Source organism: Erythrobacter sp. LQ02-29, assembly GCF_022576075.2.
Lineage (GTDB): Bacteria > Pseudomonadota > Alphaproteobacteria > Sphingomonadales > Sphingomonadaceae > Alteriqipengyuania.
Window position 1 is genome coordinate 195,488 of record NZ_JANCNT010000001.1, and the last position, 17,307, is coordinate 212,794.

Here is a 17,307-nt window from a genome sequence, read left to right on the forward strand (position 1 = left end):
TAGGAAAGTTCCGGCCCTATCCGCGAGGGACCGCGGCGTCAGCCTTGCGCGGCGCGTTCGCGTTCCGCGGCCTTTTCGCGTTCGACGCGTTCGCGGTTTTCGGCGACGGAGCGCGCCTGTTCGGCCAGCCCGCGCCAGGTCTTCTCCGACCGCAGCGCCCGCTGGCGCACATTGTCGAGCTCAGCCGCCTTCGCCTCGGTCGCCGCCTCGTCCGCGCGGGCGCGGCAATATTCGTAATTCATGCTCATGGCGTGCTCCGGCGTCGTGGGAAGGGGAAGGCAAGTGCCGCGCGCCGCGACCCCCCAAGGGAGCGGCGCGCGGCGGAAGGGGTCAGTCGGCGGACGAAAGGTTGACCGCGCTTTCCTTCCCGTTACGTCCCTGCTCCAGCTCGTAATTGAGGCGCTGGTCCTGCTGCAGCGTCTGCATGCCGGCCGCCTGCACGGCCGAGATGTGGACGAAGGCGTCGTTCGAGCCGTCGTCGGGCTGGATGAAGCCGTAGCCCTTGTCGCCGTTGAAGAATTTGACTGTGCCTGTCTTGGCCATGGGGTGTTCCTTTCGAGAACGATTGGTTGCCGCACGGCGACATGCCGCGCGGTCGTGCGTAAGGTCGTCCGAAGAAAGGAAGTCGCCGTCTGGTTAACGCCGGGGCCCCGACCGGGAGGAAGGGGCAAGCGGCGTAGTCAAAAGCCGAAGTCCGTCGCAAATTTCGACGTCAGCGGATGAGCATGTAGCACGGGGGCCGCCAAACGCCTAATCATTGCTGGATGAGCGCCCCCGTCACCATCCTCGTCGACGCCGATGCCTGCCCGGTGAAGGAGGAAATCTACCGCGTCGCGGACCGCTACGGCGCGCATGTCCGCGTGGTGAGCAACAGCGCGTTCCGCGTGCCGGTGAGCGAGCGGGTCAAGCGCGTGGTGGTGAGCGACGGTTTCGACGCGGCGGACGACTGGATTGCGGAGAACGCGGACGAGCGGTGCGTGGTGGTGACCGCCGACATCCTGCTGGCCGAACGCTGCCTGAAGGCTGGCGCGCGGGTGCTGAAACACGACGGGCGCGAGTTCGACGCCACCAGCATCGGCAGCGCCGTAGCGACCCGCGCGATCATGGCGGATTTGCGCGCGGGAATAGACGGGATCGGCGGTGGCCCACCTCCGTTCGGTAAGGCGGATCGGTCGCGGTTCTTGCAGGCACTGGATCGGGTGCTGGTGGGGATGCGTTAGACCGCGACGAGGTGCTGGCGGAACCAGTCGGCGATCATCCCTGATCTACCGTCACCCCGGACTTGATCCGGGGTCCAGCTACTTCTTCGCGAGCGCCGCCAAGATCGCGCGGTCCTGATCCATTATCTCGTTAGCCAACGCCAACATGGCCTTATGCCGCCGCTCCATTACCTCCGCGGCTACTTCGACTTGCTCGCCAAATTCAGGATCAAGCATACTGATCTCGATCCCGCGAGACGTGCGAACAAAGTTCAAACGATTTGACGTGCTCCCCTGAAATGTGACCGGTTTTTGGTAGAGTCCGACGCAAAGGAGTCGGACGACAATGAAACGAAGCAGGTTCAGCGAAGAGCAGATCATCGCGGTTTTGAAGGAACAGGAGGCTGGCATGGCGACGGCGGAGGTGTGCCGCCGTCACGGGATCAGCTCCGCCACGTTCTACAAATGGAAGTCGAAGTTCGGCGGGCTGGAGGTATCCGATGCTCGGCGGCTGCGCACGCTCGAGCAGGAGAACAGTCGGCTCAAGAAGCTGCTGGCCGAGGCGATGCTCGACAATGTTGTGCTGAAGGATCTGGCATCAAAAAAATGGTAACGCCCGGCGCGAAGCGGGAAGCCGTCGCCCATGCCCGTGAACAGCACGGGCTGAGCGAGCGTCGGGCGTGTAGTCTGGTTGGCGTGAGCCGCAGGGTGATCCGTTACGAGCCGACGAGGCCGGATGACGGGGCACTGCGGCAACGGTTGCGCGAGCTGGCGGCGGAGCGTCGCCGGTTCGGCTATCGCCGCCTGGGCTACCTGCTGGCGCGGGAAGGCATGCGACCGAACCACAAGAAGCTGCTGCGCATCTATCGTGAGGAAGGCCTCCGGGTCCGTCGTCGTGGCGGTCGCAAACGGGCACTGGGCACGCGCAGACCAATGGTGCTGCCGGATGGGCCGAACCAGCGGTGGTCGCTCGACTTCGTCTCCGACAGCCTGATCTGCGGTCGGCGCTTCCGTATCCTGTGCGTGGTTGATGACTTCTCGCGGGAATGCCTGGCGCTGGTGGCCGATACGTCACTGTCAGGCGCACGGGTGGCTCGTGAACTGACCAGCCTGATCGGGATGCGCGGCAGGCCGCACACGGTTGTCAGCGACAATGGCACCGAACTGACCTCGTCAGCCATCCTGCGCTGGTCGCAGGAACGACGGGTCGAGTGGCACTACATCGCGCCGGGCAAGCCGATGCAGAACGGCTTCGTGGAGAGCTTTAATGGCCGCCTCCGGGACGAATGCCTCAACGAGACGCTGTTCACCTCTCTGGCTCATGCCCGGTTCGTGCTCGCTGCATGGCGGCACGATTACAACACGGTCAGGCCACACTCGAAACTGGGCGGGAAGACCCCCGCCGAGATCGCCGGCGAACGTGTCTGGGGGCATGCCCCCAGACACGTTGCCATCCCATCAAACATCAATCATGAAGGTGCGAGACTCTACCTCTGAATGGTAACAATCAGGGGAGCACGTCAGATTGCCGATTTCCGCATTGAGATGCGCCAACACTTCCTTGGGCAAGACGATCCCGGCGGAATTGCCGATCCTGCTGATCTTGAGCGGCTTGTTCATACGCGTGTTATAACGTGCGCGTAAGCCCACGGCAAGCGTAAGGGATTCAGTATACTATCCCCGAAGTTCCTCTTGGACCGCGTACTGGAGGCGATGGGCTAGACCATGTCGCCCTAGTCACCCTTGACCCCCAATTCCATTCCATCGCTCGGCGCATCAAGTGAAAGCAACATCCACTTAACTTTCTCTTCACCGGTCGCAAAAACGGTAACAGTTGTCATTGCCATCCTTGCCTTATACGAGACCCCGGTGGTAATCCTTTGAGACATAGAAGGAGATACTTCTCCTTTAATATGTTCCTTTTGCCCAAACACCTCGAAATGAAAATAAGAGGAATCTTTGTCGAAGCCGTGAAGAACTCCAACCTCGTCTACTAGGTCAGTCTCTTCGTCACTACGCTCTGCTATCAAAGCTCGAATGCGCTCCGCTTCCTCACGATATATGGTGATATCATTCCGTTCGCTGAGAGACTGCCCCCAAGAAAGCTCGGTAGTGAAGCCATTCTGTGACGCATGCTGCGCCCACGTGAAAGCTTTTGAGATCGACGCAACACCCACTTGCTTTGACAGATCAGTAAGGTCGTCAGTGTTCTGCGCACTAAGTGTTTTTTCGACTAGCTGAAGAGCACGCTGAAACTTCGTTTCATCAATCAACATTCTATCTTCATCGACAGCCAAAAAGATTTTCACCGAACCTGCGCTTGCCCCTCCGAACTCTAGCATCGTTTCTTGGACACTCTCTAGAGCCGGTCGAAACCTCTTTTTAGGTCCAGATACTAATGCATCGTAGATAGACGTAAGCAAATCTTGGAAGGCCTCGAGCGCACCCCCCACGGCTTTTGCCGGGTATCGCTGCTCTCCCGAACGCATTATCCTATAGACTAGGAACGACCGCTGTTTAATTGCTAGGTATTCATCTAAATCAGCGGCAAGCTCATTTCTTCGCCTTTTTACCGATAGGCTGTTAATGCGCGTGAACTCATCTTCTCCCTGCTCAAGCAGGCGAGAAAGCAGTTCATCTGTGCCGCTAAGATTGTCGATCAGTTTTTGGAATCTGCTCATGCCGACACCAAGAACGGGATCTTCACGATCGCCATACCCTTCAAGTGATCTGCTCTGCTAAAGCCGAACTGACGGAGCCAGTAAGCGACCAACCACTCGTTCGCCGGATGGTTTTCGTCCTGCGCCAGCGCGTAGTTGTCGCAACGGTGGGAGGCCTTCAAGCTGGTACGATTGAACCATTCGTAGAATTGCCGCTGCGCGGGCGTAAACGCACGAACAGCGTCCATCGTCGTCATGAAGATCAAATCGCAATCGTCGGGATTCAGCTTTTCGGTCGTGAAGCTGCCGTTGATCCACACATCACCCCGCATCCCGTTTTGGTTCAGCAAATCCAGCACGGATTCAAGCCCAGCCATGATCGTAGTGCGTGTTATCGATTGGGGGAACCTGTCAACGCAGAGCCTTCGCAACGCGGCGATGTCGAACTCGTGAAAGCCGACAGGCAGCAGGGGAGCAAACTCTTCTTTCGGCTCCCCTGCCATCAGCTTCCTCGGGTGTTGTGGTTTGGCAGCCATTTAAGGTACGGTTTTCGATCTTCAAGGACTTTCTCACCCCTCCGGCAAATACAGCCGCTCGCCCTTGGCGCGGTAGACTTCGCTCATCGTCTCCATGCCCTTCTCGTTCTCGGCGCGCTCCTGCGGTGTGTTTTCGCCCTTAATGTTCTCGCTCGCCAGATAGCTGTCCGAGTTCTGCTTGGCGGCGAAGTCGCGCACTTCCTGCGTGATCTTCATCGAGCAGAACTTGGGCCCGCACATCGAGCAGAAGTGCGCGGTCTTGGCGCCTTCCGCGGGGAGGGTCTGGTCGTGGTATTGCTCGGCCGTGTCGGGGTCGAGCGACAGGTTGAATTGGTCGCGCCAGCGGAATTCGAAGCGGGCCTTGGAGAGCGCATCGTCGCGGACCTTGGCGGCCGGGTGGCCCTTGGCGAGGTCGGCGGCGTGGGCGGCAAGCTTGTAGGTCACCACGCCCACCTTCACATCATCGCGGTCGGGCAGGCCGAGGTGTTCCTTGGGCGTGACGTAGCAGAGCATCGCGGTGCCGTACCAGCCGATCTGCGCCGCGCCGATGCCGCTGGTGATGTGGTCGTAGCCCGGCGCGATATCGGTGACGAGCGGGCCGAGCGTGTAGAAGGGCGCTTCGCCGCAGGCCTCCAGCTGCTTGTCCATGTTCTCCTTGATCTTGTGCATCGGCACGTGGCCGGGGCCCTCGATCATCACCTGCACGTCCTGTTCCCAGGCGCGCTTGGTCAGCTCGCCCAGCGTGTAGAGCTCGGCGAACTGCGCCTCGTCATTGGCGTCGGCGATGGAGCCGGGGCGCAAGCCGTCGCCCAGCGAATAGGCGATGTCGTAGGCCTTCATGATCTCGGTGATCTCGTCGAAGCGCTCGTAGAGGAAGCTCTCCTTGTGATGCGCGAGGCACCATTTCGCCATGATCGAGCCGCCGCGGCTGACGATGCCGGTGACGCGCTTGGCGGTCATCGGCACGTAGGGGAGGCGCACGCCCGCGTGAATGGTGAAATAGTCGACGCCCTGCTCGGCCTGCTCGATCAGCGTGTCGCGGAAGATCTCCCACGTCAGGTCCTCGGCTATGCCGCCGACCTTCTCCAGCGCCTGGTAGATCGGCACGGTGCCGATGGGGACAGGGCTGTTGCGGATGATCCATTCGCGGGTGTCGTGGATGTTGCGGCCTGTGCTCAGGTCCATCACGGTGTCCGCGCCCCAGCGGATCGACCAGACCATTTTGTCGACTTCGTTGGCGACATCGCTCGCGACAGCGCTGTTGCCGATATTGGCGTTGATCTTGACCAAGAAGTTGCGCCCGATCGCCATCGGCTCGCTTTCGGGGTGGTTGATGTTGTTGGGGATGATCGCACGGCCCCGAGCAATCTCGTCCCGCACGAACTCCGGCGTCACGAATTCGGGGATCGCCGCGCCCCAGCTGTTGCCTTCGGGCTTTTCGGCCAGCGCGGCGCGGCCCAGATTCTCGCGCTCCGCCACATATTCCATCTCGGGCGTGATGATGCCCTGGCGCGCGTAGTGCATCTGGCTGACGTTCTGGCCTACCTTGGCGCGCAGCGGGCGCTTGACCACGTTGGGAAAGGGAGGGACGCCGCCGCTGCGATCCGGGCCGAGCTGGCCGTTATCCTCCGGCTTCACCGCGCGCGCGTCGTATTCCTCGACATCGCCGCGGGCCATGATCCACTCACGCCGCAGCTGCGGCAGGCCGGCGTGGATATCAATCGTCGCATCCGGGTCGGTGTAGGGGCCGCTGGTATCGTAGACCCGCACCGGCGGCTCGCCCCCCTCCAGCGCGATCTCGCGCATCGCGACGCGCACGCCGCTGCCCGTACGCGCGCCGACATGCACCTTCTTCGACCCACGGATCGGCCCGGTGGTGACGCCTATTTCGAGCGGGGAATTGATGTCGGCCATGTGCTTGCTCTCCGGTTGGCGGAGGCGGAGCGGTCTGTTGGCGGCGACCGGTCCACTCCCTCCGCCGATGCTAATCGGTTCAGGTTCGACGGGTCGGACGCAGCTACGCGCCCCTCTCAGCCATAGCTGGCTCCCCGGGGATGCGCGCAGCATAGGCGGCGCAAGGTCCGCTGTCGATAGTTGCGGTCAGGCGATGCGGGCGAGCGCGAGCCCGATCAGCACGACGCCGACCAGCCCCGCCCCGGCGGCGAATAGCTCGCTGCGCCGCTGCATCTGCCGATGCGCGAAATCGAGCAGAGGCTGCCCGGCGGCCAGCAGCACCAGCCCCTCCGCCACCGCGATGCCGCCCATCGCGGCGAGCAGCAGCGACAGCGCATCGTAGGTGCGGAGCGGCGCGGCGAGCAGGATCGCGGCCCCGATCGCCAGCGTACCCAGCCCGGCGGAAAAGCGCAGCGCCGCGCTGTCGCGCATCTCGGCCAGCATCGCCTCCCACCCGCCGGGATAGCGCCATTCGCCCGCCGCCATGGCGAGTACGCCGAGCCCGGCGAAGAAGGCGATCCAGTCGGCGATGACGATGGGCGGGCTCATCCCCGCTCCTTGGCACCGGGGCGGTCCCTTGCGCAAGCGGCGCTGGCCTTTACCCCGGCGCGGGGGTAGCGCGGGCCCATGATACCGCTCGAACATATCGACACCGCGCAGGTCCCCGGCGGCGACGAGCTGCGGCTGATGCGGCGCGGCGCGGACTTCATGATCCAGCTCGATCGCAACGAGCTGATGAACAGCCGGATGAGCGGGTCGGAGGAAGCGCTAGCCGAGATGGCGCTCGACCGGCTGGGGCCGCAGGCTGCGTCCGCGCATATGCTGATCGGCGGCTACGGCCTGGGCTTCACCCTGCGCGCGGCGCTCGCCCGGCTGGGACCGCAGGGCCGCGCCACGGTGGCCGAGCTGGTGCCGAAGATCGTGGAATGGGCGAAGGGGCCGATGGCGGCGCTGACCGACGGGTGTCTGGACGATCCGCGCACGGTCTTGCGCATGGGGGATGTCGCCGACGCGATCCGCGAGGGACGCGGGCGCTACGACGCGATTCTGCTGGATGTTGACAACGGCCCGGACGGGCTGGTGCGCGATGAGAACGATCGGATCTATACGCGCGAGGGACTCGCGGCGGCGAAGGCGGCGCTCAGGCTCGGCGGCGTGCTGGCGATCTGGTCGGCGGCACCCGATGGGCGTTTCGCCAAGCGGTTACGCGATGCAGGCTTCATCGTGGACGAGCAAACCGTCCGCGCGCGCAGCAACGGAAAGGGGCCACGCCACACGATCTGGTTCGCCCAGCCCCGGTCATGAAGCCGCGCTAGGCGCGGCGGCTAGTGCCGCGTAATCTCGTTCTTGATCTTGCGCCCGGCCATTAGGCCGAAGACGAAGAACAACGCGGCCAGCACAAGCGCGATGACGAACAGCCAGACGGCGATATGGGCGAACGTCCCCGCAACTCCGCCGAAACCGAGGATAGCCGCGACGAGCGCGACGACGAGGCAGATGATGGCGAGTTTGATCATGAGGAAGGAATGCGGTCGGAGAGCGGAGGTTCCTCGCCCCCCGCCGCACGCACGCGCTTATTTCTGCGCGATTGACGGCCTCTTGGAAATGAAACCCCGCGCGCGACGTTAAATTACGGCACTCAGGCGCATATCCGCGGCGGGTGGAGAAGTTCTCGGGCCGTCGATATCCGTTCGGCTGACCTCTCCTACCCCACCTTCTGCTCCGCGATCCAGCGGTCGATCTTCTGCTCCAGCACCGGAAGCGGCAGCGCGCCGGTGCCCAGCACCTGCTGGTGGAACGCCTTGATGTCGAACCGGTCGCCCAGCGCGGCCTTCGCCTTGTCCCGCAGCTCCTGAATCTTCAGCGCGCCGACCTTGTAGGCGAGCGCCTGCGACGGAATGGCGATGTAGCGTTCGACCTCGGCCGTCGCATCGGTCCGCCCCATGCCGCTGTTCGCCAGCATGTATTCGATCGCCTGGTCGCGGGTCCAGCCCTTCGCATGGAGACCGGTGTCGACCACCAGCCGCATCGCGCGCAGCATCTCGTCGTCGAGCGTACCGAAGCGCTGGTACGGATCGTCGTAGAGCCCCATCGGGTAACCCAGCGTTTCCGCATAGAGCGCCCACCCTTCGACATAAGCAGTGTTGCCGCCGAAGCGCATGAAGGCGGGCAGCGCCTCGTTTTCCTGCGCCAGGCTGATCTGGAAGTGATGGCCCGGCTCGGCCTCGTGCAAAAACAGCGTGGTCTCGCCCGGCGTGGTCCGGCTCGGGAGGTCGTAGGCGTTGAAATAGAAAATGCCGGGGCGCGATCCGTCGGGCGAACCCGACTGGTAGGAGCCGCCCGCCTCGAACTTCTCCCGGAAGGGTTCGTAGGGGCGGATTTCGAGCTCGGTCTTCGGTGTCACCGAGAAGAAGGCGGGGATTTTCCCCTCCACTTCCTTGCCGATGTCGTAATAGCGCTGGGTCAGATCCTCGCGGCTCTTCGGCTTGAACCGGGGATCGGTGCGGATGTAGTCGAAGAATTCGGAGAGCGAGCCGGTAAAGCCGACTTGCGCCTTCACCTTCTCCATCTCGCCCTTGATCCGCGCGACTTCCGACAGGCCCAGATTATGCAGATAGTCGGCGGTCAGCGGCAGCGTCGTCGTCTGCTCGATCAACTGCTGGTAGAGCGCCGCCCCGCCCTTCATCTGACTGAGGCCGACACTGTCGCGCGCCTGCGGATAATATTCGCTCTTCAGGAAGTCGTGCAGCCGACGATTGGCGGCATAGACGTCGGCCATGGAGGCGCGATAGGCGGCGGTCAGGCGCGCCTTGTCGGCGGCGCTGAAATCATCGGGCATGGCCTCGATCGGGCCCCAATAGGGCGATTCCTCGATCTTGAGCGCGTCCTGCGTCTCCAGCTGTTCGATCACGTTGCCGATGGTCAGCTTGGTTTCCAGCACGCCGGTATCCATCCCCTCGCGGAACTTGGCGATGGAGCGGTCGATCAGCTTTACGTAGCCGGCGTTGCGCGACAGGCCGTTCTCGTAATCCTCGACCGTCTTGTAGGGAGCCGCGCTCTTGCCGCTCGAAAGCGTGGGGTAGAAGGTGTGGAAGCCGAAAAAATGGTTGATCGGGCGCACATCGGTAAGCGCGAGGATTTCGGGTGTGAGGTTGGATAGCGCCTCGCGCTGGTCGTAGGCGAACACATCGTAGGCGATCTGGTCCGTTTCATCCAGCGCGGCCCGGTCGATCTGCTCCAACTTGGCGAGGTTGTCCTGCGCGTTCGACCGCTCGGTGTCGTTATACGCGTCGGTCAGGTAATTGCCGAGCGTATCGGCGTAGCGCATGTCGCCACGGAACAGTGCGTTGATCGGGTTGTTCGCAAGCTCCGCCTCGTCGGCCGCCGCGAAGATCGCGAACAGGCGCTCGTGCGCCTCGGAGGCGGCTGCATCGGCTTTTGCAGCAGCGTCAGTTTGGGCTGCTACCGTCATTGCGTTCGGCCCTGCCGAGTCCTGCACGGTCGCACACGCGGCAAGAGGGATGGCCGCCGCGGCGAGCAGCGCGAAGCGAATCGAGTGCATTTTTTAAAACCCCCTGTCGGATGACGTGTCGCAAATGCCTACGCCAACCGGCAGGGGGTCGCAATCGGGTCAGAAGGTGTAGCCGACGCCCAGGCCCACCAGCCACTGGTCCGCGCTGCCCCGCACGCTGGTGAAGGGGGTGCGCTTCGCATCGCCGAACAGCCGCGAATAGCCCGCGACCCCGAACAGCGCGAAGCCGCCATCGGTCAGATCGCCGTTGAGATCGTAGCCCGCGAAGAGGGTGGCGCCAAGGCTCTCGAACCCGCCATCGGCCTTGTAGGCGGGCAGCACACCGCCCGTCGTCACGCTCTGCGCCGGAGTCACGGTGTAGTAGTAGTCGGCATAGTCGTCGTCGATGAACTTGCCACCGATGGACAGAGAAACCGCGGCGGCGCGGCTGACGGGCGTGAAATAGGTGACCCCGGGGGTGACCGCCATGCCCTTGTGTGCGCCCGCCACATCCCACGTCGCATCGACGGTGAAGCTGAGGCTGTCATAGGGATTGAGCACCTGGGAGAAGCTCACCCCGGCAGTCGGTCCGACTTCCACCGCGGTATCGAGTTCGCCCAGGGAGGCGACCACCGGGTCCTTGATACGGTTGGCGCGGTCGCGATTGAGCTTCGCCGCGACGCCGAGCGAGAAATTGGCACCCGGTCCGGCCCGGTCGGGAATGAAATCGACCGCCACGCCGGCGGCGCGCGGGCTGATATCGATCCCGCCGATCGAACCTTGCACGGCGGGGAACGGGAAGACCACGTAATCGTCCGACCCGGTATAGCTCGGCGCGTAGCCCGCGCCGATGCCCACGGTCAGATAGTCGCCGTCGAACACGGTCTCTTCCGGCAGGGGGGTGCTGGCAGCGCCTGGGTCGTCCACATCCTGCGCGTACCCGGGAGCGGCCATGGCAAGGGCGATCGAAGCGCCCCCGCCCAGTATGGTATGGAATTTCATCGATGCCCTCATGTGATTATCCCATCACAACGCGCAGATGCGCGATCACGTTCCACGCCGCCGCACCTTATCGCAGATCGCCGATTGCGGCGCGGTGCGACGCGCCCTAACGCGGACCCGGCAATGAGCGAAAACCGAACCGATATCGCGATCGTCGGCGGCGGGCTGGCCGGGGGGCTGACCGCGCTCGCGCTGCGTATCCTGCGCCCCGACGTCTCTGTCGCGCTGGTCGAGGCAGGCGACACGCTGGGCGGAAATCACCGGTGGAGCTGGTTCGCGAGCGATCTCGACCCGGCGCGAGGGGCGCTGCTGGAGCCGTTCCGCACCGCCCGGTGGGACGGCAATATCGTGCGCTTCCCCCGCTACGAACGCAGGCTCGATGCGGACTATCTCTCGCTCGCATCGCGCGACTTCGACGCGGCGCTGCGGCAGCACTTGGCACAGGAGACGATCCGGACCGGCTCGCACGTGAAAGCGGTCGAGGCCGGCGGCGTCGCGCTGGACGGGGGCGAGCGGATCGGTGCACGCGCGGTGATCGACATGCGGGGTTTCTCGGCCTCGCGGCATCTGACCGGCGGATGGCAGGTGTTCATGGGCCGCCATCTTCGCACCGACCGACCGCACGGGGTGGAACGCCCGGTCATCATGGACGCGACGGTGGAGCAGCTGGGCGGCTATCGCTTCGTCTATGTCCTGCCCCTCGGCCCTGACGAGATTTTCGTCGAGGATACCTATTACCAGGACGAGCCGGTACTCGACCGGGCGGCGCTGTCCGCGCGGCTCGACAGCTATTGCGAGCGAAGCGGCTGGTGCGGCGAGACGCTCGGCAGCGAAACCGGCGTGCTGCCGGTCGTGACCGGCGGCGACCGCGAGGCGCATCTGCGCGAGATCGCGGTGCCCGGCGTGGCGCTGGCGGGCGCGCGGGCGCTGATCGCGCACCCCCTCACCAGCTATACCCTGCCGCTGGCGGCGGAAACCGCGCTGCTGGTCGCGCGCAATGCCGATCTGGCCGGCCCGGACATGGCCGAACTGCTGGCCGAGCATGCGCAAGGCGTGTGGGACCGCACCTCGCATTACCGCTTCCTGGGTCACCTGCTGTTCGATGCAGCAAAGCCGGCGGAACGCTACCGCGTGTTCGAGCGCTTCTATACGCTGCCGGAGGGGTTGATCGAGCGGTTCTATGCCGCCAGGCCGACCCCGACCGACAAGTTTCGCGTGCTGGCGGGCATTCCACCGGTGCCGCTCCACCGCGCCTTTCGCGCACTTGCCCGGTCGGGCAAGTCACTGGATATTCCGCAACAAGGGATCGCGACCGGATGAACGCTGTTTCGAATGGCACCGCATCGAACGGTGGGGGAACGAAGACCGCCTGCGTGATCGGCGCCGGGTTCGGCGGGATGGCGCTTGCCATCCGGCTGCAGGGTGCGGGCATCCAGACCACCGTAGTCGAGGGCCGCGACAAGCCGGGCGGCCGCGCCTATTACTGGGAACGCGACGGGTTCACCTTCGATGGCGGGCCGACCGTGGTCACCGACCCGGCCTGCCTGACCGAGCTGTGGGAAGCCACCGGCCACGACATGGCAGAGGATGTCGAGCTGATGCCGGTGAAGCCGTTCTATCGGCTCAACTGGCCCGACGGCACGAACTTCGATTATTCTAACGATCACAAGAAGCTGTTCGCAGAGATCGAGAAGCTCAATCCGGCGGACGTACAGGGCTATCAGCGCTTCCTCGAATATTCCGCGGGTGTGTACGAGGAAGGTTATCTCAAGCTCGGCTCGGTCCCCTTCCTCGATTTCAAATCCATGCTGAAGGCGGCACCGGCACTGGCGAAGAAGCAGGCCTGGCGCAGCGTCTATTCGATGGTGTCGAGCTTCGTCGAGAACGAGAAGCTGCGCGAGGCGCTGTCCTTCCACACGCTGCTGGTCGGCGGCAATCCGATGAGCACGAGCGCGATCTATGCGCTGATCCACAAGCTGGAGATGGATGGCGGCGTGTGGTGGACGCGCGGCGGCACCAATCGCCTGATCGCCGGCATGGTGCGTCATTTCGAGCGGCTGGGCGGCACGATCCGCCTCGCCGATCCGGTCGAGCGCGTCCATGTCGAAAGCGACCGCGCGCAGGAGGTGGAAACGAAGAGCGGCTGGCGCGAACGCTTCGACGCGGTCGCCAGCAATGCCGACATCATGCATTCCTATCGCGACCTGCTCGGGCGCAGCCAGCGCGGCTGGCGCATGGGCAAACGACTGGCGAAGAAGCGCTTCAGCCCCGGCCTGTTCGTGGTCCATTTCGGGCTGGAGGGAACCTGGCCCGGCATCGCGCACCACCAGATCCTGTTCGGGCCACGCTATGGCGGGTTGCTCGACGATATCTACAAGACCGGCGTGCTGCCGGCCGATTTCTCGCTCTACCTCCACCATCCCACGGTGACCGATCCCAGCATGGCGCCGCCGGGCAAGAGCACGTTCTACGCCCTCGCCCCGGTCGCCCACATGGGCAAGCTGGCGGTCGACTGGGCGGAGATCGGTCCGATCTTCGAAAAGCGCATCCTGGACGAGGTCGGGCGGCGGCTGATCCCCGACATCCACGATCGCATCGTGACCAAGTTCCATTACGCGCCGAAGGATTTCGCGACCGATCTCAACGCGCATCTGGGCAGCGCCTTCAGCCTGGAGCCGGTGCTGACCCAGAGCGCCTATTTCCGCGGCCACAACCGCGACGACACGATACGAAACTTTTACCTTGTCGGGGCAGGCACCCACCCGGGCGCCGGCATTCCCGGCGTGGTCGGCAGCGCCAAGGCGACCGCCGGCCTGATGCTGGAGGATATGCTGTAGTGAAACGCCTTGCCGTCTATTGCGGATCGGCCACGCCCGCCGACCCCCGCTACATGGACTGCGCGCGCGAGGTCGGGCGCACGCTGGCGCAGCGCGGCATCGGCGTGGTCTATGGCGGCGGGCGGCTGGGCCTGATGGGCGCGGTGGCAAGCGCCGCGCTGGACGCGGGCGGCGAGGTGATCGGCGTCATCCCCGATGCGCTGGCGGGCAGCGAGGTCGCCAATCGCGACTGTACCGAGCTCTACACCGTGGGCGGGATGCACGAGCGCAAGCAGCGCTTCACCGACCTGTCGGACGGCTTCGTTACCATCCCCGGCGGCGTGGGCACGATGGACGAGCTGTGGGAGGCGATGAGCTGGGCGCAGCTCGGCTATCACGCCAAGCCGGTCGGGCTCTACAATGCGCACGGTTTCTACGACCACCTGATCGCTTTTAACCGCCACATGGCCGAGGTCGGTTTCGTCCGCCCCGCGCACCAGAACATCCTGATCGCGCGCGACACCCTGCCCGATCTGCTGGACGCGATGGACGAATACCAACCGCACACCCCGATCTTCAGTATGAAGGCCGACGACCTTTGAACCAGCCGCGCCCCCTTGCCCCCTCGCGCTTCGTGCGCGGCACGCCGGCGGCGGCGGGCGGCGGGCGCGACCGCGACCGGCTGGTGGAAAAAAGCCGCGCCGCGATCGCAGAAGGATCGGCCAGCTTCACCACCGCCAGCCGCCTGTTCGACCGCACCACGCGCGAGCAGGTGTGGATGCTGTACGCCTGGTGCCGCCGCTGCGACGATCTCGCCGATAATCAGGACATGGGCGGCGACCTCGGCGAACAGAAGGATATTGAGGACCGGGTCCAGGCGATCCGGGTGCTCACGCGCCGCGCGCTCGAACGCCAGCCGACCGCCGATTTCGCGTTCGACGCGCTGGGCCAGGTGGCGAGCGAGACCGGCATCACGAAGGACATGGCCGACGACGTGATCGGCGGCTTCGCGATGGATGCGGGCGGGTTCGACGCGAAGGGCGAGCGGGACATGCTGCGCTACTGCTATCACGTCGCGGGCGCGGTCGGCGTGATGATGGCGCGGGTCATGCGCGCGCCTGACGACAGCTTCGTCTACGACCGCGCTTGCGATCTGGGCATCGCGTTCCAGCTCGCAAATATCGCCCGCGACATCGCGCAGGACGGGGCGGCGGGGCGCAATTACCTGCCCGAACAATGGCTGGAGGACGCAGGGCTCACGCCGGACAATTATCTGGAGCCGGAAAACCGCTTCGCCTTGGCGGCGGTATCGGCGCGGCTGGTCGACCTGATGGAAACCTACGAGGCCTCCGCCCGGCTGGGCGCTGCGCGGCTGCGCTTCCGCCAGCGCTGGGCGGTGCTCGCCGCTGCGCGCATCTACGGCGCGATCGGGCGCAAGGTGCGCGATCGCGGCCAGCTCGCCTGGGACAGCCGCACGCGCATCGGCAAGCCGGGCAAGCTGCGGCATCTCCTGGCCGCCTTCGGAGAGGCGTTGGTCAATCGCCCGCGCCCGCCGCACACCTGGCCCGAATACACACGCGGCGAGCTACGGCCGATCAAGGGCTGGTGACACCGGCGCGCGGGCGGGCTAGCCAGCGTGCCATGTTCGAAAAGCTCCTGATCGCCAATCGCGGCGAGATCGCATGCCGCATCATCCGCACCGCGCGCGCCATGAATATCGCCACCGTGGCGGTCTATTCCGACGCCGACGCCAGGGCGCTGCACGTCCGGCAGGCGGACGAGGCGGTGCATATCGGCCCCTCGGCGGCGTCTGAAAGCTATCTCGTGGGCGAGAAGATCATCGCCGCGGCGAAAGAGACCGGGGCGCAGGCGATCCACCCGGGCTACGGCTTTCTGAGCGAGAACGCGGACTTCGCGCAGGCCGTGAAGGACGCCGGGCTGATCTGGGTCGGCGCGCCGCCCGCCTCAATCCGGGCGATGGGGCTGAAGGACGCCGCCAAGAAGCTGATGCGCGAGGCGGGCGTGCCCGTCACCCCCGGCTATGACGGCGACGACCAGAGCCCCGAGCGGCTGAAGCAGGAGGCCGACGCGATCGGCTATCCGGTGCTGATCAAGGCGGTCGCCGGCGGTGGTGGCAAAGGGATGCGCAAGGTGGATGCCGCGGAGGACTTTCTGTCCTCGCTCGAATCCTGCCGCCGCGAGGCGAAGGCGAGCTTCGGCAATGACGACGTGATCCTGGAGAAGTGGATCACCAGCCCCCGCCATATCGAGGTGCAGGTGTTCGGCGACAGCCATGGCAACCACGTCCATCTGTTCGAACGCGACTGCTCGCTCCAGCGCCGCCACCAGAAGGTGATCGAGGAAGCCCCCGCCCCCGGCATGGACCAGGCTACCCGCGAAGATCTGTGCGCCGCCGCCGTGCGCGCCGCCAAGGCCGTGGATTACGAGGGCGCGGGCACGATCGAATTCATCGCCGACGCCAGCGAAGGCCTGCGCGCGGACCGCATCTTCTTCATGGAAATGAACACCCGGCTCCAAGTCGAGCATCCGGTCACCGAGGAGATCACCGGGGTCGATCTGGTGGAATGGCAGCTGCGCGTGGCAAGCGGGGAGGCAATTCCGAAGAAGCAGGAAGAGCTGAGCATCGACGGCTGGGCTATCGAGGCGCGGCTCTATGCAGAGGACCCGGCGAAGGGATTCCTGCCGAGCCCCGGAAGGATTGATGACCTAGAACTTGCTCACCGGATCCGCGTCGAGACCGGCGTAGAAGAGGGCGATACAGTCAGTCCAAATTACGATCCCATGATCGCCAAGCTCGTCGTGCACGGTAGCGACCGCGACGATGCTATAGACCAGCTGCTAGCGGCTCTGGATGCAAGTTATGTCTCGCCGCTCCATACCAATCAGGGCTTTCTGTTCGAATGCCTTAGCATGGCGGAATTCCGGGACGGCGATCTCGACACCGGACTGATCGCGGACAAGGGCGACCAGCTGCTACCGTCGGTCAGCCCGAGCAAAGACGCGATCGACGCTGCCGCGCGGCGTTACCGTGGCGACTTCCTCGATTGGGACGGCTTTCGTTCGAACGATATACGTTACGGTCTTTTCGGTTTTCGCCTCAACTCAGCCGCCAAATCTGATGTGACACTTACGTCATCCGGAGAAGCGGTCTCCGGCAGCACGCTGAATTACGGCCAAGAATTTGGCGTCTGCTCGACGATGACACCGGATGGCGAGATTTTCGTCACAGAGCGTGGTCAGACGTATCGGTTTACCGTGCGCGGTCTCGACGGCACCGGAGCAGCCTCCGCCGCCGACGGCGCGATCCTCGCTCCCATGCCGGGCAAGGTCATCGCGGTCGATGTGTCGGAGGGCGACAGCGTGACCGCGGGCCAGCGGCTGATGGTGCTCGAGGCGATGAAGATGGAACACGCCCTCACCGCGCCGTTCGACGGCACCGTGACCGAACTCTCCGCCAGCGAGGGCGGGCAGGTGCAGGTGGATGCGGTGCTGGCGGTGGTGGAGCCGGGCGGGGAGTAATTCAAACCCGCTCGTCCTGAGCTTGTCGAAGGACCGCTCTTACGTCGAGTGCGGCGCCAAAAGCGAAGTACGTCCCTTCGACAAGCTCAG

At 64.6% G+C, this 17,307-nt stretch carries 18 protein-coding genes, 1 pseudogene and 1 riboswitch; of the genes and pseudogenes, 8 read left to right on the top strand and 11 right to left on the bottom strand.

Translation table 11 applies throughout. The features are described 5' to 3' along the window. Positions 1–38: 38 nt before the first annotated feature. Complete coding sequence (locus tag MKP08_RS00950) at positions 39–248, bottom strand: hypothetical protein (protein ID WP_215227410.1); 210 nt, start codon at positions 246–248, stop codon at positions 39–41. Positions 249–330: 82 nt separating this feature from the next. After that, positions 331–543 carry a cold-shock protein gene (locus MKP08_RS00955; RefSeq protein ID WP_215227409.1) on the bottom strand — a complete coding sequence of 71 codons (213 nt, stop codon included), beginning with the start codon at positions 541–543 and terminating at the stop codon, positions 331–333. 221 nt (positions 544–764) lie between these two features. On the opposite strand from MKP08_RS00955, the gene MKP08_RS00960 reads away from it, so the two are divergent. Beyond that, positions 765–1,220: a YaiI/YqxD family protein gene (locus MKP08_RS00960; RefSeq protein WP_241554511.1), complete on the top strand. Its 456-nt coding sequence runs from the start codon at positions 765–767 to the stop codon at positions 1,218–1,220. A gap of 78 nt (positions 1,221–1,298) precedes the next feature. Here MKP08_RS00960 and MKP08_RS00965 read toward each other — a convergent pair whose 3' ends face one another. Beyond that, positions 1,299–1,436, bottom strand: a complete 138-nt coding sequence (locus tag MKP08_RS00965) for a hypothetical protein (RefSeq protein ID WP_241554512.1) — start codon at positions 1,434–1,436, stop codon at positions 1,299–1,301. A gap of 109 nt (positions 1,437–1,545) precedes the next feature. Between MKP08_RS00965 and MKP08_RS00970 the strand changes: the two genes are divergently transcribed. After that, a protein-coding gene (locus tag MKP08_RS00970; protein WP_241554513.1) for an IS3 family transposase occupies positions 1,546–2,696 on the top strand; the annotation gives its coding sequence in 2 pieces (ribosomal slippage) (positions 1,546–1,798 and positions 1,798–2,696; 1,152 coding nt in all). 27 nt (positions 2,697–2,723) lie between these two features. Here MKP08_RS00970 and MKP08_RS00975 read toward each other — a convergent pair. The 5 genes and pseudogenes from MKP08_RS00975 to MKP08_RS00995 all read right to left on the bottom strand — a co-directional run. After that, positions 2,724–2,819 (bottom strand): annotated as a pseudogene (locus tag MKP08_RS00975) (AbrB/MazE/SpoVT family DNA-binding domain-containing protein); the annotation flags it as partial. Between the two features lie 113 nt (positions 2,820–2,932). After that, positions 2,933–3,880 carry a hypothetical protein gene (locus MKP08_RS00980; RefSeq protein ID WP_241554514.1) on the bottom strand — a complete coding sequence of 316 codons (948 nt, stop codon included), beginning with the start codon at positions 3,878–3,880 and terminating at the stop codon, positions 2,933–2,935. Next, on the bottom strand, positions 3,877–4,395 hold the full coding sequence (locus tag MKP08_RS00985; RefSeq protein ID WP_256969981.1) for a hypothetical protein: 519 nt from the start codon (positions 4,393–4,395) through the stop codon (positions 3,877–3,879). Before MKP08_RS00985 ends, MKP08_RS00980 begins: the two co-directional genes overlap by 4 nt. A 33-nt stretch (positions 4,396–4,428) precedes the next feature. Beyond that, the gene (thiC, locus tag MKP08_RS00990) at positions 4,429–6,309 is read right to left on the bottom strand and encodes a phosphomethylpyrimidine synthase ThiC (RefSeq protein WP_241554516.1); all 1,881 of its coding nucleotides are present in this window, start codon (positions 6,307–6,309) and stop codon (positions 4,429–4,431) included. A gap of 38 nt (positions 6,310–6,347) precedes the next feature. Further along, a riboswitch (TPP riboswitch) is annotated at positions 6,348–6,456 on the bottom strand. Positions 6,457–6,495: 39 nt separating this feature from the next. Beyond that, the gene (locus tag MKP08_RS00995; protein ID WP_241554517.1) at positions 6,496–6,897 is read right to left on the bottom strand and encodes a hypothetical protein; all 402 of its coding nucleotides are present in this window, start codon (positions 6,895–6,897) and stop codon (positions 6,496–6,498) included. Between the two features lie 78 nt (positions 6,898–6,975). Between MKP08_RS00995 and MKP08_RS01000 the strand changes: the two genes are divergently transcribed. Then, a complete protein-coding gene (locus MKP08_RS01000; RefSeq protein WP_241554518.1) occupies positions 6,976–7,653 on the top strand; it encodes a spermidine synthase in 678 nt (225 codons plus the stop codon). A 20-nt stretch (positions 7,654–7,673) separates the two neighbouring features. Here the strand turns inward: MKP08_RS01000 and MKP08_RS01005 are convergent, their stop codons facing one another. From MKP08_RS01005 to MKP08_RS01015, 3 genes are all read right to left on the bottom strand, one after another. Beyond that, positions 7,674–7,865 carry a DUF1328 domain-containing protein gene (locus tag MKP08_RS01005; RefSeq protein ID WP_241554519.1) on the bottom strand — a complete coding sequence of 64 codons (192 nt, stop codon included), beginning with the start codon at positions 7,863–7,865 and terminating at the stop codon, positions 7,674–7,676. Between the two features lie 188 nt (positions 7,866–8,053). Beyond that, positions 8,054–9,910 carry a DUF885 family protein gene (locus MKP08_RS01010; protein WP_241554520.1) on the bottom strand — a complete coding sequence of 619 codons (1,857 nt, stop codon included), beginning with the start codon at positions 9,908–9,910 and terminating at the stop codon, positions 8,054–8,056. 69 nt (positions 9,911–9,979) lie between these two features. Beyond that, positions 9,980–10,861: a MipA/OmpV family protein gene (locus MKP08_RS01015; protein ID WP_241554521.1), complete on the bottom strand. Its 882-nt coding sequence runs from the start codon at positions 10,859–10,861 to the stop codon at positions 9,980–9,982. 123 nt (positions 10,862–10,984) lie between these two features. Here MKP08_RS01015 and crtY point away from each other — a divergent pair, with 123 nt between their 5' ends. The 5 genes from crtY to MKP08_RS01040 are packed head-to-tail and all read left to right on the top strand — an operon-like array spanning position 10,985 to position 17,217. Then, positions 10,985–12,181: a lycopene beta-cyclase CrtY gene (gene crtY / locus MKP08_RS01020; RefSeq protein WP_241554522.1), complete on the top strand. Its 1,197-nt coding sequence runs from the start codon at positions 10,985–10,987 to the stop codon at positions 12,179–12,181. Next, entirely contained in the window at positions 12,178–13,698 is a 1,521-nt protein-coding gene (locus MKP08_RS01025) for a phytoene desaturase (protein WP_241554523.1), read from the top strand. The genes crtY and MKP08_RS01025 overlap by 4 nt, the downstream gene beginning before the upstream one ends. Then, positions 13,698–14,279 (top strand): TIGR00730 family Rossman fold protein, encoded by a 582-nt coding sequence (locus MKP08_RS01030; protein WP_215227397.1) that lies wholly within the window; start codon positions 13,698–13,700, stop codon positions 14,277–14,279. Before MKP08_RS01025 ends, MKP08_RS01030 begins: the two co-directional genes overlap by 1 nt. Beyond that, positions 14,276–15,286, top strand: a complete 1,011-nt coding sequence (locus tag MKP08_RS01035) for a phytoene/squalene synthase family protein (RefSeq protein ID WP_241554524.1) — start codon at positions 14,276–14,278, stop codon at positions 15,284–15,286. Before MKP08_RS01030 ends, MKP08_RS01035 begins: the two co-directional genes overlap by 4 nt. 32 nt (positions 15,287–15,318) lie before the next feature. Beyond that, the gene (locus MKP08_RS01040) at positions 15,319–17,217 is read left to right on the top strand and encodes an acetyl/propionyl/methylcrotonyl-CoA carboxylase subunit alpha (protein WP_241554525.1); all 1,899 of its coding nucleotides are present in this window, start codon (positions 15,319–15,321) and stop codon (positions 17,215–17,217) included. Positions 17,218–17,307 lie beyond the last annotated feature (90 nt).

Excerpts from the sequence above, each read along its gene's own strand:
- MKP08_RS00950 (WP_215227410.1), bottom strand. The coding sequence starts at position 248 with ATGAGCATGAATTACGAATATTGCCGCGCCCGCGCGGACGAGGCGGCG.
- MKP08_RS00955 (WP_215227409.1), bottom strand. The coding sequence starts at position 543 with ATGGCCAAGACAGGCACAGTCAAATTCTTCAACGGCGACAAGGGCTAC.
- MKP08_RS00960 (WP_241554511.1), top strand. The coding sequence starts at position 765 with ATGAGCGCCCCCGTCACCATCCTCGTCGACGCCGATGCCTGCCCGGTG.
- MKP08_RS00965 (WP_241554512.1), bottom strand. The coding sequence starts at position 1,436 with ATGCTTGATCCTGAATTTGGCGAGCAAGTCGAAGTAGCCGCGGAGGTA.
- MKP08_RS00980 (WP_241554514.1), bottom strand. The coding sequence starts at position 3,880 with ATGAGCAGATTCCAAAAACTGATCGACAATCTTAGCGGCACAGATGAA.
- MKP08_RS00985 (WP_256969981.1), bottom strand. The coding sequence starts at position 4,395 with ATGGCTGCCAAACCACAACACCCGAGGAAGCTGATGGCAGGGGAGCCG.
- thiC (WP_241554516.1), bottom strand. The coding sequence starts at position 6,309 with ATGGCCGACATCAATTCCCCGCTCGAAATAGGCGTCACCACCGGGCCG.
- MKP08_RS00995 (WP_241554517.1), bottom strand. The coding sequence starts at position 6,897 with ATGAGCCCGCCCATCGTCATCGCCGACTGGATCGCCTTCTTCGCCGGG.
- MKP08_RS01000 (WP_241554518.1), top strand. The coding sequence starts at position 6,976 with ATGATACCGCTCGAACATATCGACACCGCGCAGGTCCCCGGCGGCGAC.
- MKP08_RS01005 (WP_241554519.1), bottom strand. The coding sequence starts at position 7,865 with ATGATCAAACTCGCCATCATCTGCCTCGTCGTCGCGCTCGTCGCGGCT.
- MKP08_RS01010 (WP_241554520.1), bottom strand. The coding sequence starts at position 9,910 with ATGCACTCGATTCGCTTCGCGCTGCTCGCCGCGGCGGCCATCCCTCTT.
- MKP08_RS01015 (WP_241554521.1), bottom strand. The coding sequence starts at position 10,861 with ATGAAATTCCATACCATACTGGGCGGGGGCGCTTCGATCGCCCTTGCC.
- crtY (WP_241554522.1), top strand. The coding sequence starts at position 10,985 with ATGAGCGAAAACCGAACCGATATCGCGATCGTCGGCGGCGGGCTGGCC.
- MKP08_RS01025 (WP_241554523.1), top strand. The coding sequence starts at position 12,178 with ATGAACGCTGTTTCGAATGGCACCGCATCGAACGGTGGGGGAACGAAG.
- MKP08_RS01040 (WP_241554525.1), top strand. The coding sequence starts at position 15,319 with ATGTTCGAAAAGCTCCTGATCGCCAATCGCGGCGAGATCGCATGCCGC.